The sequence below is a fragment of the Njordella calcicola genome, from assembly GCF_056494125.1.
This window is the reverse complement of the sequence record NZ_CM151396.1, coordinates 1,454,505-1,481,085: the sequence shown is the minus strand read 5'-3', so window position 1 is coordinate 1,481,085 and position 26,581 is coordinate 1,454,505. Positions and strand designations below refer to the sequence as shown.

Here is a 26,581-nt window from a genome sequence, read left to right as displayed (position 1 = left end):
AGGTTTATCCGATGTCGACGAGCCACTTGGCACGAACACGTTCAATGAAGCGATCTTGGTTAGCGCGACTATTGCGATTAGAGGATCAGGTGGAACCTCGTCGCTACTGTGTAGAACCGCTGGAACGCCGCGAGTTGATGGCGTCGGATTTAAGCGATTTCTTAGGCAGCAATTTCCACCAAGATACGTCGCTTGACTCGGCCTTTTTTTCGCTTCACGACGACTCGTCGATCACTTTGACTGCGCAAGGTGAAGCGGGGCCAGATTTAGTCGCGTTCGCGACGCTGCTTCGCGATGCTGGCGTGACGATGTTTGGCGCTGCTTGGTGCCCAGTCTGTGCGGATCAAAAGCGACTGTTTGAAGACGGAGCGGATTTCTTAGACTTTGTTGATGTCACTAATCCTGACCGCACTCCCAATGCAATTGCTACGGCCGAAGGGATCACCACTTATCCAACGTGGAAGTTTCAAAACGGCACTCCTCCACAGGAAGGTCTTCTAACGCTTCAGCAACTGTCGACCCTGTCGGGCATCGCGATACCAACTTCTAGCACACCCTTTTTGAACGCGATCGCTAACCAGACCGTTCAGATTAATTCGCCCTTGCACGTCCCGGTCGACGCCTATTCGCCTGGCGGCGGCCCATTGACTGTTACAGTGCAAAGCAGCAACCCTAGCGCGATTACAGCGGAAGTGATTCAAGGCGGGCGATCGGCTCGCATCTCGACCAACTTTGGTGATATGACCTTCCGTCTGTTTGAAGCGGAAGCTGGGCGGGCTGCGGCTAGATTTATCGAGTTAGCTCAGTCAGGCTTCTACAATACTACGTCAACAAACAACATGATTTTCCACCGAGTCGACGATGGATTCGTCATCCAGGGTGGCGATCCAACGGGACTTGGCACTGGTGGCTCTCCGTTGGGTAACTTTGACGATATCTTTAACGTCAATTTGCAACACAATCGTTCAGGCGTTTTGTCTTTTGCAAAAAGTACCGATGACACGAACAACTCGCAATTCTTTATTACCGAAGTAGCGACTCAGTTCCTCAACGCGAATCACTCTGTGTTTGGGCAACTCATTGAAGGCGAATCGGTCCGCGAGGCGATCTCGGGAACGGCGGTGAATGCGAGCGATCGTCCAATCAATCCTGTGGTAATACAATCGATCACCATCTTCGATGACATTGAAAACGGATTGTTGCGATTGCGAGCAGTGGGTGCGGCCGGAACATCGTCGATAATAACGGTGACTGTTACCGACGCTGACAATAATTCAACTTCGCGAACGTTTACCGCGACCGCAGCCAATAAGACTTCCAACGATCCTCCGTTTCTGAACGACTTCAATGATCGGTTGAATACGTCGGTTGGCCAAGCAGTTTCAGTTCAGTTGAGCGCGCAGGATGCGGAAGGCGACGCGGTAACCTTCTTCGTGAATCCGCCAGGCAGTGGCGGTGTGCAGTATACTGCGAATGTCAATTCCAGCGGACTGCTTACAATAACGCCTCCAGCTAACTTTGTGGGGACCTTCAATGTTGTTGTGGGTGTGCGAGCCGCCAGCGGCGGTACTGGTTCGCCAACGGACTTGCAAACCGTCGTGGTTACTGTTGCAGACAATCGCCCCCCAGCTCCAACAGGCATCGACTTGGCAACCGAGAGCGATACTGGCCTCAGCTCGACAGACAATATTACGAGTGCCACATCAATGGTTTTCGTAGTTTCGGGTACGCAGACCGGAGCGACGGTGGAGATTTTGCGAAACGGACAGGTTGTTGCTTCACAAGTTGCCACCGGGACAACGACGACAATTACAACCTCAGCGATTTCGGCGGCTGGCCAAGGTACTTCCACATTGACCGCTCGGCAAACGGTGGGGACGGAAACCAGTCTGTTATCGCCCGCCTTGTCGATCACATTTGACAGTATTGCTCCTTCGCAACTCAGTCCATCTGTGTTTCCGAACACTGCCGTGGTCGGAACGCCGCTGAACTTAAACTTGGCACACAGCGAAGAAGGCAGCGGTCTACGTTATGCATTTACGTCTGCTCCTGCGGGGGCTTCCATTGATGCTGTCACCGGGGTTGTGACTTGGACGCCGGTATCCAGTCAGCTTGGTACCAGGCCTTTTGCTTTAACTCTGACTGATGCTGCTGGGAATGTAACAACCCAGAACTTTAGTATCGATGTCGTCGAACCGCCATTGGGTTCAATCTCGATAAGCTTTGCCGACGAAAATGGCAATGCAATAACGGAAGTCGCAACTGGGCAAGTTTTTAAAGTGCGGTTTACGGCGGCGGACTTGCGTGAAGATAATCCCGAAGGCGTTTTTTCAGCGTACCTCGATGTTCTGTTTAACCAAAATTTAGTCGAACCCTTTGGTACCAATCCAATCGCGTACTTCGGCGGCTTTAACTTGACTCTATCGGGTGACTTCAATACACCTGGTGTCATCAATGAGCTGGGTGGTGCAAGATCGACTTCGACAATTTCAGGATCTGCTCCCTTGCTTTTTGCTGAAGTCACGATGCGTGCACTGGCTAGCGGTCAAGCAGTCTTCACTGGTGAGCCAGCCGACAATTTGGGATCCAGTTTTGCACTCTACGACCGAGAGGGAGCTGTTCCGCCTGAGCGTATCGTCTACAACTCCGCTAGCTTGTCGATTGGTCGATCATTTGATGCCATCAATGACTCTTTCACTGTCAATGAAGACTCCGCTAGCAACACACTGAACGTGCTTGCGAACGATATTATTCGCACGGGTTCGGTAGCGAACCTAACCATAGTAGCTGTCAGCACTCCAAGCGCCGGTGGTTCGGTCTCCATTTCCGGCAGCACTTTGCTGTACACTCCTGCTGCGAATTTCGCGGGAACTGAAACGTTCACTTACACCGTTCGCGATACCAGCGGTGCGGAAGATACAGCCACGGTCACCATGACTGTAGTCGATGTGAATGACCCGCCGGTTGCGGTTGCCGACACGTTCAACGTAGATATAAACAGCACAGGCAATTTCTTGAATGTACTGGCCAATGATAACAGCGGACCAGACACGGGAGAGACTTTGCGAGTCCTAGCCGTTAGCACAACATCCCATCAAGGCACAGTGACTCTGGCAGCCAATGGAACCGGCATTATCTACACACCTCGCGCTGGCTTTGATGGCATAGAAACATTCACCTACACCTTAGGCGATGGGCGTGGTGGAACGGCTACTGCCATGGTGACTGTTAATGTCGGGCCGCAGGTACCTCCGCCAACGGCAGTGCCGGATAGTTTTACGATTCTTGAAGATGCTGCGTTGGCAACCTACGACGTCTTGGCAAATGATATACCAAGCATATCGGGCGAAACATTGTCGATCGATTCGGTTACAGCATCGCACGGAGGAATTGTTTCGGTAACTGCCGGTGGTGGCAGCATCACGTATCGACCAGCGGCCAACTTTAATGGTGTGGAGATAGTCACATACCGTTTGGTAGGCAGCAATGGTGGTCGCACCTTTGGTACTGTGACATTTAATATCACGCCGGTGAATGATCCACCAACGGCGAACGATGATGCGTTTACCGTTCTTTCTGCACCGAACCAAATCATTGATGTCTTGGCTAATGATACCAACGTTGATCAGGGTGAGATATTGTCGATCGCCAGCGTCAGCAGCATTCCTGCATCGCTAGGTACGATCACGATTAGTTCGGATTCACGTTCGCTTATTTACAATCCTCCAAGCGAGGGGTTTGAAGGCATTGTCACGTTCACCTACACGCTCAGCGACGGGACGGGCTTGACTGATACAGCCACCGTGGTGCTGGATGTGCGAAATTACATACCGCGCTCCATTGGTGGACGTCTTTCGATGCTAGCGCCTCTCACGGGTGGAACGTTCAGTGGCTTTGCCCTGAGCCTGACGGGGACCACTTTTACTGGGGAAACAATTCAGCGTCAGTTGGCAACCGACGCGACCGGTGCTTTCCAAGCGGACGACCTTCCGCCGGGCGAGTACTCGGTTGCATTAAGCCCGTTGCCTTTCCGCCGAGTCGCTGCGCAGTCGATCGCGATTAGTTCTCGTCCTGATGACGGCAATAGCCTCAATAATGTACTGAGCATTGGCGAAGTCTTGCCGGAGTTAGTGAACTACAGAGATTTCTTGGGTTCGTCGATTGGACAAGGCTTTACTGTAGCCGCAACTTTAGGCTCGACCCAGCAGTGGCTTGAGACCAACGGTGCGTGGCGCGGCTTTAAGTCGGTGACAGCGAGTTTGAATGCAACCGGAACACAGCTCACGATTAGCACTACCTCGAATTCCAATCAGGTCAGCACGCAAACAGTCAATGTTTCCGCGAGTTCGCGAGTCTTGCTGCGGGCAAGCGAAGGCAACCATCGCTACCTTCAGATTTTGGGAGAGCCTGTTGATTTCGGTTTGCCGACTCCAACAGCCGCTGAAATTGCAGCCAACACGTCGGGCGCTAGCGAGCTTAATAGTCTAAGCACGCTGAGCGCGAGTAACTTCAGTCAGTCGACCAGCCAAGTCAACTCCAATGATTTAGCGTTACTCGATTATGTCACTGACCCGATATCGACCGCGGGCGCGGCAGACACCAGCGACGATGGGCAGAGCTTCCACGACTTTTTGGCTTCTCTAGAGAAGTTCCAATGAAGCGACCGCTTACTATTCTAAGTCGCCTTCGGTAACCATTCGGAAACCCTTGCGACTGAGTGTCTCTAGGGCTGCATCCGTATTGTCTACCATAATCGCGACGGCTGGCCCACCATTGGGGTTCACCATCAACGGGTAAGCCTGGATGATGTTGATTTCTGCTTGGAGCAAGGCCGTACAAATTTGCAACAAAGGCTGTGTACTATCGGGCAGTTCAACGCCAATCAAGTCAGATTCAATAATTGCCAAGCCCGCTCGCTCCAGAATCTCGCGAGAACGTTCTGGCTGAGAGACCAAAAAGCGGACAAAAGCACATTCGGCGGAATCATTAATTGACAACGCCACGATGCGAATGCCCGTACCTTCGAATCGACGAACGACCTCCAGCAATTGGCCCACGCGGTTCTCCAGAAATACAGTAAACTGGCGAATCGTAGGATAATTCCTGCCTCGAGCGGTTTGGTAACCAACACTCGATCCTTCTCCGCTGCTCATAGATTGTCCGGCTGAGTATGAAATGGTGGAATAAATACAACTGAATTGATAGCATCGGTATAAGCTACTGGCGGCACAAAATCAATTACGTAGAGTCGTTTCACCTACAAGATTAGCGTTTTCTCTTCACTTGGAGCATGCAGTGGAACAACAGGTTGAGATTCTCAGGAACTTTACGACTGAAATTCGCGTCCGCTATCACGAAGTCGATGGGCAGAAACGGGTACACCATGCTCAGTATTTGAACTACTTTGAACGTGGTCGAGTCGAGATGCTGCGAGCCGCTGGAATCTCGTACCGACAGATGGAATCTGATGGATGGATGTTGGTCGTCCGCAGCCTAAAGATCACTTACCATATGCCAGCCGAGTTTGACGACGTCTTACTGTTGCATGTGGAAACAAAATCGGCGAAGGGTGCTCGTGTGGTACATGCGTACCGTTTAACTCGAGCAGACCAGCTATTGGTCGAAGCCGATAGCGAACTGGCTTGCTTGAATGCAGAAGGCCGCGTTACGCGTTTACCCAAGCACTTACAGATTGTTTGAGCCAGAGAATTCTTCGCTAACTCGGTTACGATAAGCTGCGTGAGTCGCTCACCCTGCCTGCACGAATCGGCTAAGATAGGTTTTAGGAGTAACTATGAAACAAGCCTCTTCTACGCTCATATTGCTGATTACCATCTCGCTGATTGGAGTGGTCATCTACGCTTGGAGATTGGCCAGCGAGGGTTCAAGAACCGGGATCACGATGCTGATCTTGCTTACCCCTGCGGCAGCCTATTGCGTTTTCTCCTCTGTGTTGTTTTTGATTCTGTATCCGCTGGGCATTCTAAACAAATACATCACGACGCAAGTTGCTGGCCCCGAGAGTCCTTTTGCGAGCGAACGCTTGCCGACGCAAATCATTGCTCCAATTGACCAAGGGGATGCCAAATGACTTCCGAGCCCAAGTCGCCAATCGGACACCAGTTCCTTTCAAAATTTGGGAACCTTGCAGAAGGTATTCGCTCGCGCTCACCCGCGGTGCTGCTACCGCTGCTATTGGTGATTTTCCTGGCGACCGGCTTTGCATATGGCCAATATGATGAATCGGGAAGATTGTTTGTGCAGGATCCGTTCGGCTTTCAGATCGACGACCCTTACTCTGCCACTCGAGCAGGCCTCGCGGGCATGGTGACTCAGTTGAATCCGCCGGGTTCGGGTTACGCTCGCTTCTTAGTCCAATTTGAAACAGCGTCAGGCGCCCCTGCGGTATCAGATATTGATATTGAGTTTTCGCTGACGCTGGATGGTCCGGGACGTGGCGCACCGAGTGTGTCTACCAAGCTTGTCATCCCACAAGGTAGCTCCGTGGGCTCGGCGGAGTTTGTAACGCCGATCCCAAACATCACAACGTTTGTCAGTTTCAGTACCCGAGTCGATGGGAATTACGTCGCGGGATTGTCGGCCAATCAATTGTCAAAGCCCTATGACAATACGCGATCGTCGATCGTATTCCTGGGTGATAATTCAGATCTGGCAGCATTTGAGTCGGACCGACGCATTCGATCGCCCGGACTCAACAGCTTGCGCCGAGGAGAAGTTTGGCACACACCTTTTGAGCGAAGCTTTGAGGCCAATCAAGCCAACTATCGCTCGTATCGATCCAGCGAAAGCTCAATGCAATTAGCACGCATCGATACGGCTTCCACTGAGCTATTGGATTGGACGACGGTGCGTAAGGTGATTGTTCGTAGCGATGCGTTGGCGAGCTTGAATCCGCAGCTTTCCGCCTGCCTTCGACAATACATTCGAAATTCGGGCCAATTGATTCTCGTTGGTCAAAGCAATTTCCGATCGACCGAATCTCACTTCAAAGATTGGTTCTATGCAGATCAATCAGCGCCCCCATTGACTTGGTCGACCAATAACCTGACTGACGTAAATGGCTTTTCGACCAGTATTGGTCTGGGAGTTGTCGCGATTCTTCCCCACACAAACATGAACAGCGTGGTCAACGATCCGACCTTGGAAGTGTACCTTCTCAATTCCCTTGTTTCGAGATCCAGTGCCAGCATGAGCCGAGTTGACGCTTTCCAGTTTCAAGACTTTTGGTACTGGTCATTACAGAAGTTGGGACAGCCGCCCGTCGCCGCATTCAGCGTGTTGATTGGGTTGTTTGTGGGAGTGTTTGCTCCCATCTTTTTGATTTACTGCATTCGGACCAATCGCTCCGCTTGGCTTTTGGTTGTTTTTCCGGCCATGGCGATCGTAGGTACGTTCTGCTTAGTTTCATTCGCGGCGCTGAGCGATGGATTTGATACCTATTCCCGCGTACGTTCGCTGACAATCCTAGACCCTGGCGGCACTGCAGGCGTTTGCTTAAGTCGGCAGGTCTTGTTCAGCGGCCTGCAGCCAAAAGAAGGCGTGCAATACAATAAGGATTCCGAAGTTTGGTTAATCGAGCCAAACTATACCAATCTGTCAAAGATGGGCAGCGGCGGCCAACTGCAATGGACACCTGACAAACAAGTTTACCAAAACGTTGTTCGTGCTCGCGAACAGTTTCAATTCTCGGTATGCCAGCCAATTGCTTCGTTGCAACCCTTTCAGTGGCTTGGGTATCCGAGGACGGCGGCTGCTAGTGCCACAGCGGAGCGGTCTGCAAGCACTACGTCCAGCGTCCAAGTTCAAAATTCGCTTCCAGAAACCATCCTATTGCTGCTGGTATGTGATGGGCAGGGCAAATATTACCTAGCGGAAAAAATCGCGTCTGGTGTAACTGCCACACTGATGCCAATCGACGAAGAGGGTGCGTCGAAAGCAATAAAACGCATGGAGTCGACGCAACCGCTTCAGATGCCTGAGGGCCTGGATGGAAGTGCACAACAAGACGTCCTCAGCGCGCTTTTTGGCGCTTCCAGAAATCGATACTTTGGCAAACAACAATCGGACCTTTTTATGCGAACACGTGATTTACTCGTGAGTCCGGATTTCATTGCCAAACAACAATGTTACTTTGCATACGTTGAGGATGGCCTGCATGTGGATCGCGCCATCGATCTATCGAAAGAGCAGGATTCGCTTCATCTCATCTTTGGACATTGGAGCCCTAATCCATGATTGGCGTTCATACCAGCGAGCCGCCGATGCTCGAGTTGCGACGGCTTCATCGCTACTTTGGAAAGACAGCCGCCGTCAATGATGTTTCCTTTGAGGTTCAACGTGGTACCGTATTTGGATTCATTGGCCCCAACGGAGCAGGCAAAACGACAACGATGCGCATCCTAGCAACGTTGGAGCTGCCTACCTATGGCGACGCATTAATTGCGGGAGTGTCATGCATTAATGACCCAGACATTGTTCGTCAGCGAATGGGTTTTATGCCAGACGGTTTCGGCACCTACCACAACATGAACTGTGTCGAGTACTTGGATTTTTTCGCCCGCGCTTTTGGCCTAGTCGGTAAGGAGCGGGTGCAAAGCCTTCGCAGAACGCTGGCTTTCACAGGCCTGGACAAGATCGCCGCCAAGAACATTCGCGGTTTATCGAAAGGCATGCGTCAACGCTTGTGTTTAGGCAGAGCGATGATTCACAACCCAGAAGTGCTGATCCTTGATGAGCCGGCCAATGGCTTGGACCCGCGGGCGAGAATAGAATTGCGGCAGATGATTACTCAGCTTGCCACCGAGGGCAAAGCGGTTCTCGTTTCGTCCCATATCCTGACAGAGCTAGCGGAAATGTGCGACCAAGTCGGCATCATTGAACGCGGAAAGCTTTTGGCAGTGGGTTCGGTCGATGATATCCAAAAACGACAAGCTGGCAGTGCCAACATCCATATTCGTACTTTCGGTCCAGCCGATCAGTTGTTCGCATTCCTGCAAAACAGGCCTCAAATCGATCAATTGCAAATCAATCGCGACCTGCTCGAGTTTATATGGCTAGGGGATCACCACGGACAAAGCCAATTGTTGCGTGAGATCGTCAACCATGGACATGAAGTAGTTGAGTTCTCATCGAAAGCGATCTCGTTGGAAGATGTTTTTATGCAGATCACAACAGGAGCAGTGCAGTGAAGCTCGCGCGACAAAATGCTGATGAGGCTGCAGAAATCGCTATTCAATCCAAATTCAATCAAAGCATAACCAGTCGGTTGTTAGATGGGGATAACGCTTTTGACCAATGGTTGATTCGTGGTAGCGAAATTCTCAGCCCTATCGTTGTCAAAGAAACCAGACAAGCATTGCGCAGTAAGCAATTTGTGTGGACCTTTGGGTTCATGCTTTTGTGCATCGTCATATGGACGTTTTTATCGATCACGGCACTGTCACCGGGCATCTACTTTTATCCGTCGGGACGAAGCTTGCTGACCGGCTATTTGGTGATGCTGGCGATCCCCGCCCTGGTGATCATTCCGCTGGCCGCCTTCTTTTCCATGTCCAGCGAACTAAACAGCAACACCTTCGACGTGCTTTCCATTACTCCACTCAGTTCTCATAAGATCGTTTTAGGAAAAGTGATCGTCGCTGGCGTGCAGTTGCTGCTGTACTTTTCTGCGCTCACACCTTGCATTGCGTTAACGTATCTGTTGCGCGGGGTCTCATTAACCAGTCTGCTCATGATTTTCCCAATCATGATCGTGGCATCATTTGTGACGATTTCCTTCAGCGTGATGCTGGCGACATTTTGTCGGACGATGTTCCATTCCGTCTTATTGTTGCTGGTACAACTAGCGGTCTCGATCGCGGCGATGGTAACTACATTGCGAGTCGTCTTAGATGCGGCGGCCAGCGGCGATGCCGCCTTTAACACAGCCAGCGGCATTTTAGCGGTGTTGGCAGCGTTGGTACTCCTGGCAAGCTATGGTGTGCTCGCCATTTTGGTAGGCGGAGCATCGATCGGCATTCCGGGCGAGAATTACTCGCGGCCCATCCGAATCTGGTTGGCCATTCAATCGCTGTTGCTGTTCTGGTTTTGTATTTTCGAGCTGCCGGAAAATTACAACTGGAATCGAGAAACATTGGGCGTGACGTTATCGCTGCTCAGTTTGCATTGGGGTGTCGCTGGCATGTTCGTCGTTTCGGAACCGGGCGTGCTGTCGATTCGTGCACAACGCTCACTTGCGGAAACAACCACCGGACGCATGTTGGGTGTGTGGTTGAACCCCGGTGGTGGCACCGGCTACTTATTTATCTTGATCAACTTCGCTGGGTATGTGGCCACGCTGATAACGCTGATGATCCTGACATCGCAGGAATGGATGTCGTTTTACTTTGTAATAGCCGTGTGGTGTTATCTGGCGTTTTACCTAGGACTGCTCCGCTTAATCATGATTTTTCTGCCAAAGGCAGGAGCGGGCAGCGCTGCTTTGCCGTTTTTGTTCGGCGGGCTGTTGCTATCGTTGGGCAGTGGGCTGCCCATGTTCTTGTCTTTGTATCTCAATAACTTTCGCCAGCCTAGCTATGAAGTGTTCTGCTTTACCAATCCCTTCTGGACGTTGTTGGATTTTCGAAATGTAGTCCAAATGCAAAGCCCGCTATTGTTGCTGTATTTCACCACCTTCATCATCTTGTGCGTTAATGCCGTGATGGTAAGTGGCGACGTAACGTTAGTTCGCGTGAAATCGCCGATGGAGCTGGATTTGGATTTGAAGCAACGTCGATCTAAGGCTACAACCGATGACCCGTTCGCAGCCGATTGAATTTGAGTCTGTTTGCACACAGGTCAATTGACCTTACTATCACACAAAACTAATTGCTATGGCCAACGTCCACTTAAACCCTGACGACCAACCTGCTTTGCGCGCTCGCATTCCTGCCAATGTAGCCAGCGGTCAGATCAGCACTGGCGTTATCATCGTCACGGGACCGATGGAGTTTCTTTTGGATTTTGTGCGTAGCCTTCCTCGCCCCAATGCGATTGTTTCGCGTGTGGTATTGCCGCACGGTGTCATGCCGCAATTCATTCAAGCATTGGAGAAGAATCTAGAACTCTACCGCAATCGCTTCGGGCCCATTGCCGGTGAAAACCAAGCCAACGTCGGCTTGGTCTCTCGCGATTTGCATGGCCAAATCAAGTCACCTGAAGGCTTGGCGAACCCAACCGATCCACCACCGCTTGTACCGCCTGCGACAGCGCAAAGCGTACCATTCGAAACGCCGCCACTTGTGCAGCCCGCCGATACGCAGCCAGCTCGCCCAGCCAGCTCACCAGCGACAGACTTTGGACAGCCGATCGATGTTCTGCCTGGTGCCAGTATTGAACCCCCGGCGAAACCGCCAGCCGACTCAGAACACTCGCCAGGGAGCGACAGGGCTCCTCACGAACCAAGGCCACCTCGCGTTCAAAATCCACAAGAGATTTATGACGAACTTAAGCTTCGCGACGAATTGCTCAGCGGCACGTACGCTAATGCAGTCATGATTGGTCACGGGCAATTCGAGTTCAGCTTCGATTTTATCACCAACTTTTATCCACAGTCGGCTGTCAGTGCGCGAGTGTTTATGGCCGCAGGGCATGTCCCACGGCTGTTGGAATCGCTGAAAGCCTCTTGGGACCAGTTCCGACCACGAATGCAGGGAGGAGGCGGTTTTGAATGACTCGGTTGATCCTTGCCAGTACTTCCCCCAGACGCCGACAATTGCTGACCGAAGCTGGCTACGATTTTGAAGTCGTCCCGCCGGATGATTCGGCCGAATGTGGCATATGTTCACGGGAATCACCCGCGGAACTGGTTGCCAGACTCGCTTATCAGAAAGCTGCGAACGTCATTCAAAAGATTGACTCGGGCTTGGTCATTGCCTGCGACACCGTGGCGGAGTGTGGCGGATTGATTCTAGGCAAACCCGTCGATCGCGATCATGCTCAACAAATGTTGAAGCGGTTGTCGGGTACTCGTCATCGCGTTTTTAGTGGCCTGTGCGTATGGGACAAAGCGAGCTCCAAGCGTACGATCGACGTCGACATCTCGGTTCTACGCATGGACGGCTTGACTGAAGAACTGCTTGAAAGCTACTTGGATACCGACTTATGGGTCGGCAAATCGGGAGCGTTCGGCTTTCAGGATGGACCGGATTGGGTTCATTTGGAGACAGGCTCGGCCACCAATGTCGTCGGGTTGCCGATGGAGTTGCTCGAGAAAATACTGCCGAACTTTATGCCTGATTAAAGTCGGCAATGCGTCTGCCATATCTTGGTTTCACTAGGGTCACGGATGTAAAGCTTTTCCGATTAGGCTGAAGTTCCGGCTCGCTGATGGTCGATTTAATCGTTCGATAGAGGTCCCCCGTTTTGGGACGCGGCGGCTTTTATAAAGCCATCATTCGGTTCTTTTTACACCGCGAGCGCTCGTTAGCATGATGATGTATAGGATTCTAGCTACCGTTTTCACTCTAGTGGCTATCTGCGATTGCGCCATTCCTGCGCGTGGGCAATCTTGGGCGGCGAACATGTTCAGCACAACCCAACACGATTATGGGACGGTCAGCCGTAATGCCAAGGCGGAGTTTATCTTTGAAATCGAAAACTCGTACGAAGAAGACGTTCATATAGCTTCGGTCCGTAGCAGTTGCGGTTGCACCACGGCCAAAATACTCAAGCCGACACTAAAGACTTGGGAAAAGGGAGGAATTCTCGCCGAGTTCAATACAAAGTCTTTTATTGGCCCTAAGACTGCGGCGATCACCGTTGTCATTGATCGCCCGTACTACGCGGAGATCCAGTTGTTGGTAATGGGGCGAATTCGTTCGGATATCGTAACTGAGCCTGGCCAAGTCGACTTTGGGAATGTAAATCAGGGTGAGATGAGGAACCAAATAGTCAAAATCTCCTATGCAGGCAGACCGGACTGGGCCATCACGGACGTTCGCGGAAACAGCCAGAATTTGCAGGTGCGCATTCAGAACATGGAACGACGCGGCAACCAGACCACATACATGTTGGAGTTAAGGCTATTGGATTCGACGCCATCGGGCCCGCTGCAAGATGAGCTTGTCATCGTCACCAATGATCCTGTAAATAACGCTTTTACGTTGCCTGTGGCAGCGAGAATTAGTGCCCCTATGGAGATCGCACCGGCGGTGGTAGACCTTGGCAGGCTGACTGCTAGTGAGCCGGCCAATCAAAGGTTTATTGTCAAAGGAAGCCAACCTTTTGAGATTAAGGATATTCGCGCGGCCGATGGTCGACTAAAATTCGCGCACGACGGCGGCAAGAGGCTGGTACACGTCGTTACGGTGCAAGCCGAAATGGGCTCCACGGAAGAGAAAGATATTGACTGCAGAATAGAAGTCATCAGCGACCTCAAGGCGCAACCTACTTCTAGCTGCAAAGTGGTCGGGCAAATTCATTAACTTGATCCAATTCCTCTCCCCATCAAACTTAGAATTTGGAACTCAATTTTGCACGGAAAGCATTTATGGCCCTTAGGGCTATCGCTTAGCGATTCTGGAGCAGCCAGTATTCCAACCGGCGGTCTCCTGAATTCCAAATCCACTTCGACGGTACGGACCGACGTCCCTGTCAAACCAGCCAAGCCCAAAGCAAACGCTGCAAAACCAGTGGTAGAACAAACCACCAGCACGACCAAGCCTGATGTACCTGCTGCCAAACGGCCGGCGGCTAAAGGCAAGTCCTGGATGTAGCCATTGCCCGGCGTCAGCGGCAATTTCAGCTAAAGCTGCACTTTTGCCCAAACAACAAAAATCGGGGGCAGTTCGGTATCGGCGGATTCCACCACTTTACCGATCAAGACGAATCGCTGGGCGGCCGAAGTCTCGAGCTGGTCATCGTTCGGCGTTCTGTTGGCGATCACTTGCATGCTCCGGACTGGCTCGCGGGTACGTGACGAGGGCAGCCAGCGCTCAAATTCCATTTCGTTCAAGCCCGTAGGCATGCCCGAGTCAAGCGGTACAACAGCTTCGCGTTCGAAAGCATCGATGTACACCTGACCTAAGTCAAATTCGGCAGCGCCGCGGAAGCGAGCTTTAGCAGCCGCAACCAGTCTGGGCCATAGCGAACCGTTGCCCGCTCGACCAAGTTTGTCTTCGATACCTTTCATCTGTAATCTGCCAGCGGGATCAAGGTTTGCGGCCGAGACTCCCTCTACAACTCGCTGCAAGTCATCCAAAAATTTTGTGATCGCGGAAGTGTCTTTGGTCAGCAGCATTTGGTCGACGGAACTGCTTAGATTTTCAAGCAGCAGAATTTGATCGGGGCTTGTCGCTGGGATTTGGAAATCGCGAGCGAACGGTAACGTGACCGCTTCAGCGACGGCACTGTCTGTCGTAGGAGGACTTGCGTCCGATGGTTTCGATTCTGCTGGTAAAGCAGGAACTGGTGTGGCATCGACTTGCGAAGCGGCGGACGGCCTCTGCTGAGCGTCACGAAGAGACTCGTCGCTGAAATAAGTCCCTTCTGTGGGGTTGGATTGCGATGGGTTCGCGTCTGGCCATGTGCTGCTGGAATCGTTCCTAGTACGGGAGTGGTAATCAGCAAAGGAACGTCCAGCCAGATTTTCAGGCACGATCCACGGAACATACTTGGCGATCGTGGGCGCGACGCGAAATGGGTCTTTACCCATTGCATACCACATGATTCCGGTCGCGATTGGAAGTGCAGCCAAGCCACCGAAGATTACGCCAACCATGCCTCCCAGCGGCGAGCTGGACTTGCGGCGGGAAGCGTTGGTGGGCGTCTTGAGCTGAAACGCTGGCTTGGGTTGCGTCGCTGGAGCGGTCGCTGGCTCTAGGGCGAAATCCAGGGGCTCTACTTCGCCCGATTCTTGGTCATCATCCAGGACGACAAGCTGGTCGGAATCATCGAATGAGACCTCTGGCAAAGAGTCAGGCAGTAAGCTTGCATCCGAAGGATCTTGGGTTTGCGGAGCAGGGTTGCTATCGACCGTTGAGCTGGCCAAGCGAAAGGAAATGATCTGTGAAGCTGCAGGCTCGGACAGACTGACGTATTGCGCCAGTGGGAAGCGGATGAGGCAGTACGGGCACTCCAAATCACTACCTTGCGAAAGTTCAGAACTCGCTGGCAAGCGGCTGGGATGGTAGCAAGTCGGGCAGTAAAAAATCATGAAGTTCTGGCGCAAAAAACTCGATGAGGAAGCGTTGAATAAGCGAACGAGACCTGCAAAATTCTAGTTCACAGGAGAAACTCTGCCTGCCAGAATTAGCTGCAAGGCTGAAATTTGCACGCACAAGCGTCCTGAATAGCACCTAAATCACCATAAAAACCTAGTTTTTCTTGGTTTTTCCATGATTTTATGCTCTGGCCTAGTTGCAGTATTTCTTGACTGTTCGTTTAATCTTCGAAGCATGATGTCCGCAGGGACAACCAGAAATTTCGCACTTATGATACGAGGTTTGATGAATATGGCCAAAGCAGCGCCAGCAAAAGAAAAGCCACTCACCAAGATGCAATTGTTCGCAAACATTGCTGAAAAGACAGGGCTTACCAAGAAGCAAGTTTCTGATGTATTCGAGTCGATCAAGGAAGAGATTGCTACCGCGGTTGGTAAGAAGGGCGTGGGCGTTTTCACATTCCCAGACATTTGCAAAATTGTTCGAGTGCAGAAGAAAGCTCTACCGAAACGACAAGTTCGCAATCCTTCGACTGGGGAAATGCAGTGGGCTGATCCAAAGCCTGCTTCAACCGCAGTGAAGGTTCGACCTCTGAAGAAGCTGAAGGATATGGCTTAAGCAAAACCCGAGGGTTCCTGTGCGCGAAACATCGCGGATTTGGCCCTTGGATTTGTCACCCATCAAAACGTCGCTAGTCTTTCGAGCTAGCGGCGTTTTTGTTTTTCACTGCAGCAGTTTGCAGCCACGTAAGAAATCCTTCGTCCTCCAGGGACGAAAACATTGCCCGCACGTTGGCAAAATCTGAACCTTTTGTGTGTTCATTGGGCACCGCGACGGTATAAGCTCCCGACGCGACGCCAGCTCGAACGCCGATGCTGGAATCTTCCAACACCAGCAGTTCGCCAATCTCTACTCCCATACGTGCTGCGGCTGCCAGGTAGATGTCTGGCTCCGGTTTTCCGTGGGGGACATGTTCGGCCGTGATCACGAAATCGAATCGGTCGCGAAGCCCAACAATTTGCAGCGTACGTTCCGCAAAGGTGAAGCGAGAGCTAGTGGCTATACAGCGTGGCAAAGACCACTGGTCTAGTAAATCCAACAACGCATGGACGCCGGGCATCGGGCGCAATTTTTGTTCCAAGATGCCTTCAAAGATTTCGTCGCTTTCGCGTTGCAGTTGGTCCACCGAGTCGCTCAGCATTTTGCTGCCGATCAAAACTTCGTAGGCTTGCGGGGCAGGCAACCCCATCATCCGGCGGCGGGTTTCCCAATCGTACTCATGCCCACGACGACGCATCAATTCCGAGCAAACTTCTAGATAAAGATCTTCGCTGTTGAGCGTGGTGCCATCGAGATCAAATGCAACTGCAGAAATTGTGCTCATCAGCGTCTAAAAAAGTGTAGGTGTTCGACTGCGGGAGTATAGGACGCCGGTTCGCAAAATTCCAGTAGCATCCGGAATTCAATTGTCCGCGAAATCTCGAAAGGGAAACCAAGCATCAATCGGTTGCTGTGCTAGTTCCACCAGGAAAGGCACGAGGCGATCGCACAGGATCTCCAACGACTGGTGGCCTTTATCGGCCGTTGCACGATGCGGGTTTCCACTACCCGAATTGGTTGTCAGAAGATGCCAGGGCCGAGTCATGCTGACCCAACCTTTGCTGAGCGCGTCAAAGCGAAACTCGCGAACTTCACCGGCATCTGCGGCAAGTTCGCCGGTTGAAGTACGGGCCACGAGGTCTGGACGTAACGCCAGGATCAGGGACGTTTCCATTTCTCCGGCATGGTCTTCGGGATGCTCGAACAACTGGTCAGAGACGTCTTTGAGCACGGTAAACCAATTGCACAAGAAAGCCTGGACTTCGGTTTTTCCATAGATTTCGCGTAACCACGGCTTAATCTCGTTACCGCCGTGACCGTTAAGTATCACCAGCTTGCGAATCCCGCTGTGCTGCAGACTTTCCAGTAGATCGTTCAACACCGCAAAGACGGTCGAGGGGCTGAGGTTCATTGCCAGAGGGAACTGCCGCAGGTTGGATTCGGTCCCGTAGGGCAGGGTAGGCAGAACCAAAACTTTCGCCCCTTGGCTCCATGCTCTCTTACCAAACTCTTGAGCGATTGCATCGACTTGGAGCGTGTCGGTTGCATAGGGCAGGTGAAGGTTATGCGGTTCGGTGGCACCCAAAGGAAGCACTGCAACCTCATAGCGATGTGATCGAACTTCGCTCAAGTTAGATTCTGCGAGACACCAAGGACGATGTGGCGTGTTTATAGTTGAGGTTGTCATATCAGTAGAATCGTGAGGGTTCGACATTGCTTTGAGCTTAAACGTATTGATATACGCAACGTAGACATTGCGTCGGATGAGAAACTGTAACGATCATTCCGCGAATGTAACGTTGTTGACGTCGCTTGGATGGCGAAAGTTGGTTTTTTTACTCGCTTGTTAGGTAGGAACACGGAGCCTAGCTCCGTCTTCTGCCGATAACTTGGAGTGCAATGTTTGCGGAAATCGAAAGGGATTTTTGATTCATACCGCAGACAAGTTCGGACTGGCAAATAGAATAGCGCATTAGCTGAAAATTGACTACGCTCTCACTCGTGTGATGCATAGAATCAGACATTCAGCCCGCTATCATTTTTCGATAGTAATTCCTCTGCTATGATCGCACAGAGCTTACCGGTAATGGCCAAGTCGCGACGCGACAATAATCAACTGAAAGCCCGCCAAAAGCTGGGCAAATATCGCATTGAGCGACGTTTGGCCGAAGGTGGGTTCGCCCATGTTTATCAAGCGTTTGATACCATCGAGGGCGTCCACGTCGCGTTGAAAATGCCTCATCAAGCCAATGTGACCTCCTCGCTACTGGATTCTTTTCAGCGAGAAGCACGTTTGGTCGCCCGTTTAGACCACCCCAACATTCTGCCGATCAAAGATGCCTCCTTTATCGAAGGCCGCTTTGTCATCACCTCCCGACTGGGAGCTCAGACTTTAGGGGATCGTCTGCGTAAACGCATCTCGTTTGCAACCGCTATTCATTTGATCGAGCAAATGATCAATGCCGTGGCTCATGCTCACGAAAACAAGATCATTCACTGCGATATCAAGCCGGAGAACATGATTGTCCACCCGGATGGACGTTTGCAGTTGATGGATTTCGGCATCGCAAAGGTCGCTCAGAAAACGATCATCCGCACGATGATCGCTTCGGGATCTGGCACTGTAGGCTACATGGCCCCCGAACAAGCGATGGGGCGTCCTAGCGCAAGATCGGATGTTTTCGCTCTAGGGTTAATGATGTACAAGATCTTAACGAACCAGTTGCCGGAGTACCCTTTCGATTGGCCCCCGCCCGGTTATGCCACGTTGCGTCGCAAGGCCCATCCGGACTTTATCGAATTCATCCGTCGCAGCTTGGAAGTACGCCCCAATCGGCGTTTTCGCGATGCAAATGAGATGCTGCATGCCTACCAACGGCTCAAGCCTCGGATCAAACGATTCGAAGCAACTCGCCGCAAGCGTGCGGCTACCTAATTCAGGCCGCACAAAACGCAGTCTCCATCGCCCATCCAGCCCGGCTTCGTGCCAGGGTAGCAAAAGGCGTAGATCACATCGTTTTGGTGACATGTCCACTGGGCAGGTATGATTCGAACGTTTCGCGGTAACTATCTTCCTCTTTGCGAAGCCAGATGCAACTGAGCTGATTTTCTGCGTATACTAACGCTCTGTTTATGGTCCGCCATTCATTACTCGGTAGGAGTTCCAGTACGTGGGCAACGCAGACGTTAATCTTCCAACTAACGAAGTCCCTCAGCAAACCAGCTACCCGTTTTATACTTCGCTAGCGCGAATCATCAATTCCGGCCAAGCTCGAGCGATTGTTTTGTCCGGCAATATCTACGATCTGTACTTTGACGGCCAAGCCTATGTGCCGTTGATTACCTTCCTGCTGGCCAAAACGAAAATCGAAGGCTTAATCCAAGTAACTTACGAATTGAATGGCCCCGTGCGAGTCGCTGAAAGCGATCGCGTAAAACTGAGGGACGCGTGGGCCGCCTGGAAGAACGGCACGACGATCGACAAAATCCCAATGCAGGAAATTTTGCCAGACGGTTCAAAGTTTGAACTGCGCCGCAAGGAATTCGATCAGTACCTACGCGACGCGTTGGGCAATACGACGCAAGCGCTCGAGTTTCTCAGGCAACTTACGATCTGCTCTCGGGCGGCCTTACGCGAGAACCTAATGATCATCGTCGAAGGGGCCGACATGATCTTGCCCGCAGGCGATGGCGATGTTGCTCGCATGAACGACGCCCAGCTCCGCCGTATCTCGATTGTCAGCGACTGGCTAAGCGACCCGGCTTTCTACAGCGGCAAAGACACATTATTGGTATTAGCCGAAAGCCGATCGTTAATCCATCCACGGGTCTCCCGTCTGCCTCAAATGTTGTCGGTGGAAATCCCGTCACCTGACACCCAGTCGCGACGGCACTTTCTGGATGTCCATGCAGCACGCCAGAACCCTGGAAACGCAGGTACACCAGAGAACCGCCAAATCGTGGCCGGTGCCACCGCAGGCCTCACGCTGCACGCCCTGAGGCAACTAGTCTTGGTTTCCGATTATCTCAACAAACCAATCGACCGGCAGGACACCACGCATCAAGTCGAAGCTTTCATCCAAGCTCAACTTGGGGAAGACGTTATCGAATTCAAGAAGCCGGAACACTCGCTGCGAGAAGTGATCGGTTTTTCCCAGTTGAAGAAATTCCTCGATGACTACATGTTGCCACGATTGCGACTGGGAGATGATCGCGCTCTGCCTGGCGCTGCGATCGCTGGTCCCATTGGCAGCGGAAAAACGTTTATCTTTGAAGCCGTCGCAGCGGAAATGGATATGCCCGTTCTGGTTCTCAAGAACATTCGCAGCCAATGGTTCGGCCAAACCGACGTTATCTTTGAACGCCTAAAACGAGTGCTAGAGTCGCTCGAAAAAGTAGTCATTTTTGTCGACGAAGCGGATACGCAATTCGGCGGCGTGGGTTCGGATGCCCACGAAACCGAACGCCGCCTAACCGGAAAGATTCAAGGGATGATGAGCGACAATCGGTTGCGAGGCAAAATCATCTGGCTGTTGATGACCGCTCGCATCCATCAGCTCTCGCCCGACATCCGCCGCCCGGGGCGCGTCGGCGATCTGATCATTCCCATCCTTGACCCAACCGGCGAAGACCGACTGGAGTTCATTCGCTGGATGCTCAAGCCAACTGGCTTGGTCAACGATGACTTGGTTCAGTGGTTGGACCAAGAAGGTTTAGAGCAAGACATGTCATCGGCTGGTTATGCGGCTCTGCGCAGCCAGTTTAAAGCGATTGCGCCCAAAGATGAAGCGGAACTTAAGGCGGCTATCTTTGATTTCTTGCAACCAGCTATCCGTCAGACACGACGCTACCAAACGCTGCAAGCACTGGTAAATTGCACGCGACGATCCTTGTTGCCTAATCCGGATGTGACCGACCAGGAACGGATGCAGTGGGAACAGGAGATCCGAGCCTTGGAAGCAATCGGAGTTCGGTAGCAATTATAACCGCAGCGAAAATGCAGCAACCGCGGCGGCAGGTACCTAGTCTGCCGTATAGCGGCATGACTGCATTCCGTTGTCAGAGGTAAAGGGTTTGCGCGGTTTTCTTTTCCAAGACACTGCAGTCCAGTGACGAATCTGCTATCATCGTCGGTGGTGAACACGATAACTTCAGGCACTTTTCATTCGTTGGACCAGCTATGACCAGCCCTGCATTCAAGCTTCGTTTCATTCCGTTGGTTGCTTGTGCAATAATCACAGCCACCATTTCTTGTAACCGCACCTTTGGGCAAGAAAAATTCGCCGATCTCGTAGGCAATATCAAGACGGCTCCGGTCGCAAACGGAAAGACGATCGAAGTGCCCTATATTACCTGGGGCGGTGATGTGGCAACTTTCTTGGCCAATGGCGACCTAAAGACCAAACCGGGCTCGTTTTATGCCCAACAACAAATGGATCTGCAACTGGTCGGTGGCGACGATTTTGTCGAACAAGTTCGCCGCTACGTCACCGGCAAGTCACCTTTCCTGCGTGGAACGATGCATATGCTGGGCATGGCCAGCGAAGTCATCGGAAAAGATCCGGCCACCAAACCCGTGGTGATCTTGCAATTGTCGTGGAGCGCCGGAGACCACATTGTCGCTAGGCCTGGCGTAAAGAACCTTAATGAACTCAAAGGCAAAAAGATTGCTGTCCAGCAAGGTGGTCCCCACGTAGGACTGTTGTACGACTCCATGTCAGCCGCTCAGTTGGCCAAAGACGACGTCACGATTGTATGGACTAAAGATATTACCGGTGCTAACGGACCAGCGGAAGCCTTCCGAAAAGACCCTTCTATTGATGCGTGCTGTGTCATCACCCCCGATATGATCGGATTGACTGGCGGAAGCAATGAAGCCGGCAGCGGCGCAGAAGGCACGGTGCAAGGTGCTCGCGTAATCAACAGTACCGCGCAAATGAGCCGATCAATCGCTGACGTAATCGCCGTGCGATCTGACTGGTACAAAGCCAACACCGATTGGTGCAAGAAGTACGTCGCAGGTTATTTGTCGGGTACCGAGAAATTGGTCGCCATGCGGCGTTCGTTCGAAGAGACTCAGAAGCTGAGCCCGGAGTACAAGCAGATACTGTCGCTGAGCCAAAAAATCTTTGGCGTTGAATTCCTGCCGACATTGGAGATCGATGCTCACGGACTGTTGCTAGATTGCTCTTTCACAGGGTTACCCGGTCAAATCGCATTTTTCAACGACGCCAGCAACTTATCGAACTTCGAACGCAAGACCGATGAAGCGTTGGACATGGCCATCAAGTGGGGCTATGCCGTCAACACGCAAAAGTTCGAGCCGCCAGCGTTCTCCAATCAAGTCTACGAAGAGATCGCCAAACTTGGTGGAATCAAATATGTCGAACCCGAAAAGAGCAACGCATTTGATAAAGCCGCAGAGACTACCGAAGAATTCTTTGGCGACAATTTGGACGAAAACACGATCGTCAGTTTTGCGATCTCATTTCGCCCAAATCAAACGGATTTCCCGATCAATCAGTACGGTGCGGATTTCATGCGAGCCCTTAAAGCCGCCAGTACTTTCGGAAACGCTCGCGTGGTGATTCGTGGTCATGCGGATCCAACCAAGACGCTTATCGATTTGGTTAAAGCGGGCCTCACGAAAAAGATCATCCAGCAGAACGGTGTTGCAGGAAATTATCGCTACTACTTCCAAGGCAAAGAGTTAAGCTTGGACGACACCAAAAAAGTTGTCGACCTGATCAAACAAGGCGCGTTCTCCGGTGGTGACCCGGACCCGAACATCACAATGCAAGCCGCTTTGTCGCTTTCCAAAGCGCGTGCTGATCAAGTGATGAAGGCGCTTGAGGATTTCGCCAAGCAATCAAAAGTCACTTTGGACTTGTCGCAAATCGCTCCAGTCGGTGCTGGCATCTCCGAACCGCTGATTGCCAAGCCGAAAAACATGACCGAAGCGGAGCAGAACATGCGCGTCGAATTCCGCATTGTAAAAGTCAACGCCGAAGCACTCGCTCCAGCGGACTTCAATTTTTAGCAGCATCGATTGATGATGCCTTCCAACGAATCGAAAGAGAATTCGAATCGTATCGAGCCATAGGGTGCCGAGGTCTTATTCGAGATCTTCTCAGATTCGTTGGACAATCCGATCTCTCTAAACAATGACTTAAACAATGGTTCCTGACACCTTTTTTATTGGATCAGTTCTTCGTCCAAACGAGCGGAATACTCAAGCAGACTGCCTGGGCCGGAGAAGCCAATGACGGTTGCGTCCCAGTTGATGCTTTTGGACAGCAGACGCCCTTCGTCGATATCAAATCGTATTGTGCCATTGTTCAATTGCTGCATCACTTGCGATTCAATTTCAGGGCTGCGGATAGGTGTCAACGGCTCGTTGCGGACTTCAATTACCGCTACGCCGGCACTGACCTTCTGTAATGTAAAGACCTCGCGCAAATTGACTCGCATCGGAGATTTGTCTTCACGTCGCACTTGGATCTCACGAGTGGTTTCCCACTTCTCGCCCACTGCGACAGGCTCTTCAGGAAACTGAATTGCAATTTCACCAAGATTTAAACGAGCATAAGGATCGTTGGTGCTGCGAGTAACCACCGATCCGTTGGGGCGAATCGTAATGGTCGATATCACTTGATCAACTTTCGCACTGACGTCTTTAAACTGCATCGGCACTTCTTCGCTCTGATTGCTGTTGTAGCGAACTTCGTCTTGAATACCAATCTGCTGCGAGGCATCGACATTCTGAACACTGTGGTCGAACGTCATGTGGCCATCTTCGCTCACTTCTTTGACGCGCCAAGTCTTAGTGCTCACCGTCCGGCTGGTGCTGGGTTGTTCCTGGTCGTCGACTTTCGTCAGCGTTTTGGCCATGTGCGTTACGCGAGTTTGAACCGTTTCGCCGGGCTGTAGTTTGTATTGCAGCAACACGCGGGCATCTGATTCTACTTCCGTGACGCGGCTAACGATTTTCACCGGCGTGCTTTTGGATGGATCCGTGGCCTCCTCTGCCCTCAGACAACTTGTGGCGACCGAGGCGGACAGGCAAGAGGCGACAAGCAGTCTTCTGATCTGTTGATAGCGAAAATGGTGCATGACCCCAAGCTCCGTAAAAATCCGGGTATTATCGAAAAAAGCAAGGTGCTTTGTAGAAAAAAAGCTGGGTTGGGGTCTAGCCGAAATGGCCTAATTCTTGAACACTCGTCGCAGAAGAGACCAATTTCTTGACAGCCGCAGTTTCAGGCGCAGCGCCCTTGTCAGCAGCGTGGTCAAATGCCACCATACGCAGGGAAGAATCGATTCCACTTGAGCCCCGCCTGTCACCACCACGGACTTTATCCAAAGCTAGCTTTGCCATGCTTGATCGCAAACTTATCGTTGAACAACCAGACCTCATCGCTAAAAACTGCCAAAAGCGCGGCGTGCACGCCGATGTCGCGAAATTGGTGGAGCTCGAGCACGCTCGTCGTGGGAAGTTGCAGGAGACGGAAGACCTGAATCGTCGCGCCAACGAGTCCAGCAAGCTGATTGGCAAAGCAGCCTCGCCCGATGAACGCGAACAATTGAAAGAGGCCGGCCGGTTGCTGCGCGTGCAAAAGGATGCTGCTCAAACCGAACACGACCAGTTAGAGCAGGAAATCTTGGCGATCCAGATGCAGATTCCGAACCTTACGCATCCCGATGCTCCCATTGGAGCCGACGATGATGCGAATTTGGAAGTCGCTCGCGGCCAGACGCCTGTCTCGGTCTTTGATTTCCAAGCGAAAGACCATCTCGAACTGGGCACGCAACATGACATGATCGACTTTGAAGCCGGCGCGCGTGTCAGTGGAGCGGGCTTTTATTTTCTTAAACGCGATGCCGTATTGTTGGAGTTGGCTCTGCAGCAGTTTGCAATCAGCTTCTTGGTTGGCAAGGGCTTCATTCCGGTAACTACGCCGGACGTGGCCACGACGGCTATTTTGCATGGAATCGGATTTAATCCACGCGGCCCTGAGACTCAAATCTACAGTATCGAGAATACGGAATTGAATCTCGTCGCGACCGCCGAGATCACGTTGGGCGGAATGTATGCCGGGCAAACCTTTGACGCGGAACAATTGCCGCTGAAGCTGGCCGGAATCTCGCATTGCTTCCGCACGGAAGCAGGCGCGGCGGGTAAAGCTTCCAAAGGACTTTACCGCGTGCACCAGTTCACCAAGGTGGAAATGTTCGCATTCACGTTGCCCGAACAAAGCGACGCCGTGCACGAGGAATTGCGTCAACACGAATGTGAAATTTTTGACCAACTGGAAATTCCCTATCGCGTTGTCGACACGGCAACCGGCGACTTGGGAGGCCCAGCTTACCGAAAATATGACTTGGAAGCGTGGATGCCGGGTCGCGGTGAGTCAGGCCAGTGGGGCGAAGTCACCAGCACGTCGAATTGCACGGATTATCAGGCTCGGCGGCTTAACATCCGTTATCGCAACAAGAATGAAAAAGGAACGCACTTTGTCCACACGCTTAACGGTACAGCGATTGCCTTGTCGCGAGCGATCATCGCGGTCCTGGAGAACTACCAACAGTCTGACGGCAGCATCCTAGTTCCTAAAGTCTTGCAACCGTGGATGGGCAAGTCCAAAATCGGTTAGAGCGCCTCCCTAACGCGAGAAATCCAGTTTTGCGTCGTTATTCGCTTGCAACTGGGCGGGGCCGCAGACAGAATTGTCGGTAAACTCACTTTAGATTGCCACTGACAATTATCCTATGCGTAACCCCTATCAAATACTGATTGCATGCTTCGTAATCGCGTTCTGCTTTTCCGGCCACGACCGATGCAATGCCCAAGAAGTGGTTATCCTCAACGAACTAGCTCCATCATCCAGCGATAGTTCGCTGGAAAGCGACCCAACTGGGCTCGAAGTGGAAGCCCCCGCCGTTGAAGAAGCAACCGCCACGGTCGCGATTGAGATCGATCCCGAGGACCCACCGTATCGAAATCTGGATGCCGCACTTTTCATGCAGTCGTCCGCTGAATACCACGCCATCTGCTTACAGACTTACAACATGGCGACCGAACGCGTGGAAAACCTGATGGCTAGACGCGATGACCCGCGTCCCGCAGCGGTCGTCTTGGATTTGGATGAAACCGTTTTGAATAACGGCGCTTTTCAGTCATGGCAAATTCAAGCCAACTCGAAATTTGTACCTGATCTGTGGAAGGTTTGGGAAGACACTGGAATGGAGCAGGTTGTGCCAATCCCTGGTGCGGTCGAGTTCATCGCTAAACTGAAATCGTTGAACATTCAACCAATCTATATCACCAATCGTGACGCTCGAGCGACCTTCCAGACGATGGCCATTCTGGAGAAGTTTGGCTTGGAGGTTGACGACAAATACTTGCTGAGCGCCGACTCGAAAACGGGTTCCAACAAGACCAGTCGCCGAGCGGTTGTGGCTGCGAAGTTTGACGTTGTCATGCTGGTTGGCGACAACCTTCGCGATTTTGACGAGATGTTTAAGTACTCTGCCAGAGAAGGTGTCGCGGGGCGCAAGGAGCTTGTCGAGCAGCACGCGGAGTACTGGGGCAAACGCTGGATCATTCTGCCGAATCCGGCGTACGGTGAATGGACGAAACCGCTTGGCCGCGGCAAAGAAGACCTGCAGCATTTGATGCCTGCATTTCCACTACCGATCGAAAGTAAATGATCGCCGCGTAGGCCGGTAACAAGGTCGCGTTGCTCTGGCGGATACCGCGTAAT

Annotated in this window: 22 protein-coding genes; 16 read left to right on the top strand and 6 right to left on the bottom strand. The window is 52.0% G+C overall.

Translation table 11 applies throughout. The features are described 5' to 3' along the window. The first annotated feature begins 44 nt into the window (after positions 1-44). Complete coding sequence (locus SH302x_RS05590; protein ID WP_479367744.1) at positions 45-4,658, top strand: Ig-like domain-containing protein; 4,614 nt, start codon at positions 45-47, stop codon at positions 4,656-4,658. 12 nt (positions 4,659-4,670) lie between these two features. Here SH302x_RS05590 and SH302x_RS05585 read toward each other — a convergent pair whose 3' ends face one another. Next, the gene (locus SH302x_RS05585; protein WP_479367743.1) at positions 4,671-5,153 is read right to left on the bottom strand and encodes an ACT domain-containing protein; all 483 of its coding nucleotides are present in this window, start codon (positions 5,151-5,153) and stop codon (positions 4,671-4,673) included. Between the two features lie 142 nt (positions 5,154-5,295). Between SH302x_RS05585 and SH302x_RS05580 the strand changes: the two genes are divergently transcribed. The 9 genes from SH302x_RS05580 to SH302x_RS05540 all read left to right on the top strand — a co-directional run bounded on the left by SH302x_RS05580 (position 5,296) and on the right by SH302x_RS05540 (position 13,775). Beyond that, positions 5,296-5,700, top strand: a complete 405-nt coding sequence (locus tag SH302x_RS05580) for an acyl-CoA thioesterase (protein ID WP_479367742.1) — start codon at positions 5,296-5,298, stop codon at positions 5,698-5,700. A gap of 94 nt (positions 5,701-5,794) precedes the next feature. Further along, positions 5,795-6,091 carry a hypothetical protein gene (locus SH302x_RS05575; protein WP_479367741.1) on the top strand — a complete coding sequence of 99 codons (297 nt, stop codon included), beginning with the start codon at positions 5,795-5,797 and terminating at the stop codon, positions 6,089-6,091. Continuing rightward, complete coding sequence (locus tag SH302x_RS05570) at positions 6,088-8,256, top strand: hypothetical protein (RefSeq protein WP_479367740.1); 2,169 nt, start codon at positions 6,088-6,090, stop codon at positions 8,254-8,256. The genes SH302x_RS05575 and SH302x_RS05570 overlap by 4 nt, the downstream gene beginning before the upstream one ends. Continuing rightward, complete coding sequence (locus SH302x_RS05565) at positions 8,253-9,209, top strand: ABC transporter ATP-binding protein (RefSeq protein WP_479367739.1); 957 nt, start codon at positions 8,253-8,255, stop codon at positions 9,207-9,209. The genes SH302x_RS05570 and SH302x_RS05565 overlap by 4 nt, the downstream gene beginning before the upstream one ends. Further along, complete coding sequence (locus tag SH302x_RS05560; RefSeq protein ID WP_479367738.1) at positions 9,206-10,834, top strand: ABC transporter permease; 1,629 nt, start codon at positions 9,206-9,208, stop codon at positions 10,832-10,834. The genes SH302x_RS05565 and SH302x_RS05560 overlap by 4 nt, the downstream gene beginning before the upstream one ends. Before the next feature lie 58 nt (positions 10,835-10,892). Beyond that, complete coding sequence (locus SH302x_RS05555; protein WP_479367737.1) at positions 10,893-11,732, top strand: DUF3467 domain-containing protein; 840 nt, start codon at positions 10,893-10,895, stop codon at positions 11,730-11,732. After that, positions 11,729-12,301, top strand: a complete 573-nt coding sequence (locus SH302x_RS05550; protein WP_479367736.1) for a Maf family protein — start codon at positions 11,729-11,731, stop codon at positions 12,299-12,301. Before SH302x_RS05555 ends, SH302x_RS05550 begins: the two co-directional genes overlap by 4 nt. 280 nt (positions 12,302-12,581) lie before the next feature. Continuing rightward, on the top strand, positions 12,582-13,484 hold the full coding sequence (locus SH302x_RS05545) for a DUF1573 domain-containing protein (protein ID WP_479367735.1): 903 nt from the start codon (positions 12,582-12,584) through the stop codon (positions 13,482-13,484). A gap of 48 nt (positions 13,485-13,532) precedes the next feature. Next, complete coding sequence (locus SH302x_RS05540; RefSeq protein ID WP_479367734.1) at positions 13,533-13,775, top strand: hypothetical protein; 243 nt, start codon at positions 13,533-13,535, stop codon at positions 13,773-13,775. 29 nt (positions 13,776-13,804) lie between these two features. On the opposite strand, the gene SH302x_RS05535 is transcribed toward SH302x_RS05540, so the two are convergent. Continuing rightward, on the bottom strand, positions 13,805-15,214 hold the full coding sequence (locus SH302x_RS05535) for a hypothetical protein (protein WP_479367733.1): 1,410 nt from the start codon (positions 15,212-15,214) through the stop codon (positions 13,805-13,807). Positions 15,215-15,506: 292 nt separating this feature from the next. On the opposite strand from SH302x_RS05535, the gene SH302x_RS05530 reads away from it, so the two are divergent. After that, entirely contained in the window at positions 15,507-15,839 is a 333-nt protein-coding gene (locus SH302x_RS05530; RefSeq protein WP_479367732.1) for an HU family DNA-binding protein, read from the top strand. Positions 15,840-15,912: 73 nt separating this feature from the next. On the opposite strand, the gene SH302x_RS05525 is transcribed toward SH302x_RS05530, so the two are convergent. Both SH302x_RS05525 and SH302x_RS05520 read right to left on the bottom strand, forming a co-directional pair. Beyond that, positions 15,913-16,605, bottom strand: coding sequence for an HAD family hydrolase (locus tag SH302x_RS05525; protein WP_479367731.1), 693 nt, complete (start codon positions 16,603-16,605; stop codon positions 15,913-15,915). A 78-nt stretch (positions 16,606-16,683) separates the two neighbouring features. Then, entirely contained in the window at positions 16,684-17,508 is an 825-nt protein-coding gene (locus SH302x_RS05520) for a creatininase family protein (RefSeq protein WP_479367730.1), read from the bottom strand. 375 nt (positions 17,509-17,883) lie between these two features. Here SH302x_RS05520 and SH302x_RS05515 point away from each other — a divergent pair, with 375 nt between their 5' ends. The 3 genes from SH302x_RS05515 (at position 17,884) to SH302x_RS05505 (ending at position 22,860) form a co-directional block, all read left to right on the top strand. After that, entirely contained in the window at positions 17,884-18,756 is an 873-nt protein-coding gene (locus tag SH302x_RS05515) for a serine/threonine protein kinase (protein WP_479367729.1), read from the top strand. A 235-nt stretch (positions 18,757-18,991) separates the two neighbouring features. Continuing rightward, the gene (locus tag SH302x_RS05510; protein WP_479367728.1) at positions 18,992-20,797 is read left to right on the top strand and encodes an AAA family ATPase; all 1,806 of its coding nucleotides are present in this window, start codon (positions 18,992-18,994) and stop codon (positions 20,795-20,797) included. A gap of 203 nt (positions 20,798-21,000) precedes the next feature. After that, positions 21,001-22,860: a hypothetical protein gene (locus tag SH302x_RS05505; RefSeq protein ID WP_479367727.1), complete on the top strand. Its 1,860-nt coding sequence runs from the start codon at positions 21,001-21,003 to the stop codon at positions 22,858-22,860. Positions 22,861-23,015: 155 nt separating this feature from the next. Here SH302x_RS05505 and SH302x_RS05500 read toward each other — a convergent pair whose 3' ends face one another. Further along, positions 23,016-23,813 carry a hypothetical protein gene (locus SH302x_RS05500; protein WP_479367726.1) on the bottom strand — a complete coding sequence of 266 codons (798 nt, stop codon included), beginning with the start codon at positions 23,811-23,813 and terminating at the stop codon, positions 23,016-23,018. A 196-nt stretch (positions 23,814-24,009) separates the two neighbouring features. Further along, a complete protein-coding gene (locus SH302x_RS05495; protein ID WP_479367725.1) occupies positions 24,010-24,195 on the bottom strand; it encodes a hypothetical protein in 186 nt (61 codons plus the stop codon). Between SH302x_RS05495 and serS the strand changes: the two genes are divergently transcribed. Both serS and SH302x_RS05485 read left to right on the top strand, forming a co-directional pair. After that, the gene (gene serS / locus SH302x_RS05490; RefSeq protein ID WP_479367724.1) at positions 24,194-25,471 is read left to right on the top strand and encodes a serine--tRNA ligase; all 1,278 of its coding nucleotides are present in this window, start codon (positions 24,194-24,196) and stop codon (positions 25,469-25,471) included. The two genes, SH302x_RS05495 and serS, sit on opposite strands and share 2 nt — an antisense overlap. 115 nt (positions 25,472-25,586) lie before the next feature. Continuing rightward, on the top strand, positions 25,587-26,528 hold the full coding sequence (locus SH302x_RS05485) for a 5'-nucleotidase, lipoprotein e(P4) family (RefSeq protein ID WP_479367723.1): 942 nt from the start codon (positions 25,587-25,589) through the stop codon (positions 26,526-26,528). Positions 26,529-26,581 lie beyond the last annotated feature (53 nt).

What these genes read in the sequence shown, in the direction of transcription:
- SH302x_RS05590 (WP_479367744.1), top strand. Translation starts at nt 45, where the DNA reads ATGAAGCGATCTTGGTTAGCGCGACTATTGCGATTAGAGGATCAGGTG.
- SH302x_RS05585 (WP_479367743.1), bottom strand. Translation starts at nt 5,153, where the DNA reads ATGAGCAGCGGAGAAGGATCGAGTGTTGGTTACCAAACCGCTCGAGGC.
- SH302x_RS05575 (WP_479367741.1), top strand. Translation starts at nt 5,795, where the DNA reads ATGAAACAAGCCTCTTCTACGCTCATATTGCTGATTACCATCTCGCTG.
- SH302x_RS05570 (WP_479367740.1), top strand. Translation starts at nt 6,088, where the DNA reads ATGACTTCCGAGCCCAAGTCGCCAATCGGACACCAGTTCCTTTCAAAA.
- SH302x_RS05565 (WP_479367739.1), top strand. Translation starts at nt 8,253, where the DNA reads ATGATTGGCGTTCATACCAGCGAGCCGCCGATGCTCGAGTTGCGACGG.
- SH302x_RS05555 (WP_479367737.1), top strand. Translation starts at nt 10,893, where the DNA reads ATGGCCAACGTCCACTTAAACCCTGACGACCAACCTGCTTTGCGCGCT.
- SH302x_RS05550 (WP_479367736.1), top strand. Translation starts at nt 11,729, where the DNA reads ATGACTCGGTTGATCCTTGCCAGTACTTCCCCCAGACGCCGACAATTG.
- SH302x_RS05545 (WP_479367735.1), top strand. Translation starts at nt 12,582, where the DNA reads ATGTTCAGCACAACCCAACACGATTATGGGACGGTCAGCCGTAATGCC.
- SH302x_RS05535 (WP_479367733.1), bottom strand. Translation starts at nt 15,214, where the DNA reads ATGATTTTTTACTGCCCGACTTGCTACCATCCCAGCCGCTTGCCAGCG.
- SH302x_RS05530 (WP_479367732.1), top strand. Translation starts at nt 15,507, where the DNA reads ATGAATATGGCCAAAGCAGCGCCAGCAAAAGAAAAGCCACTCACCAAG.
- SH302x_RS05525 (WP_479367731.1), bottom strand. Translation starts at nt 16,605, where the DNA reads ATGAGCACAATTTCTGCAGTTGCATTTGATCTCGATGGCACCACGCTC.
- SH302x_RS05520 (WP_479367730.1), bottom strand. Translation starts at nt 17,508, where the DNA reads ATGACAACCTCAACTATAAACACGCCACATCGTCCTTGGTGTCTCGCA.
- SH302x_RS05515 (WP_479367729.1), top strand. Translation starts at nt 17,884, where the DNA reads ATGATCGCACAGAGCTTACCGGTAATGGCCAAGTCGCGACGCGACAAT.
- SH302x_RS05505 (WP_479367727.1), top strand. Translation starts at nt 21,001, where the DNA reads ATGACCAGCCCTGCATTCAAGCTTCGTTTCATTCCGTTGGTTGCTTGT.
- serS (WP_479367724.1), top strand. Translation starts at nt 24,194, where the DNA reads ATGCTTGATCGCAAACTTATCGTTGAACAACCAGACCTCATCGCTAAA.
- SH302x_RS05495 (WP_479367725.1), bottom strand. Translation starts at nt 24,195, where the DNA reads ATGGCAAAGCTAGCTTTGGATAAAGTCCGTGGTGGTGACAGGCGGGGC.
- SH302x_RS05485 (WP_479367723.1), top strand. Translation starts at nt 25,587, where the DNA reads ATGCGTAACCCCTATCAAATACTGATTGCATGCTTCGTAATCGCGTTC.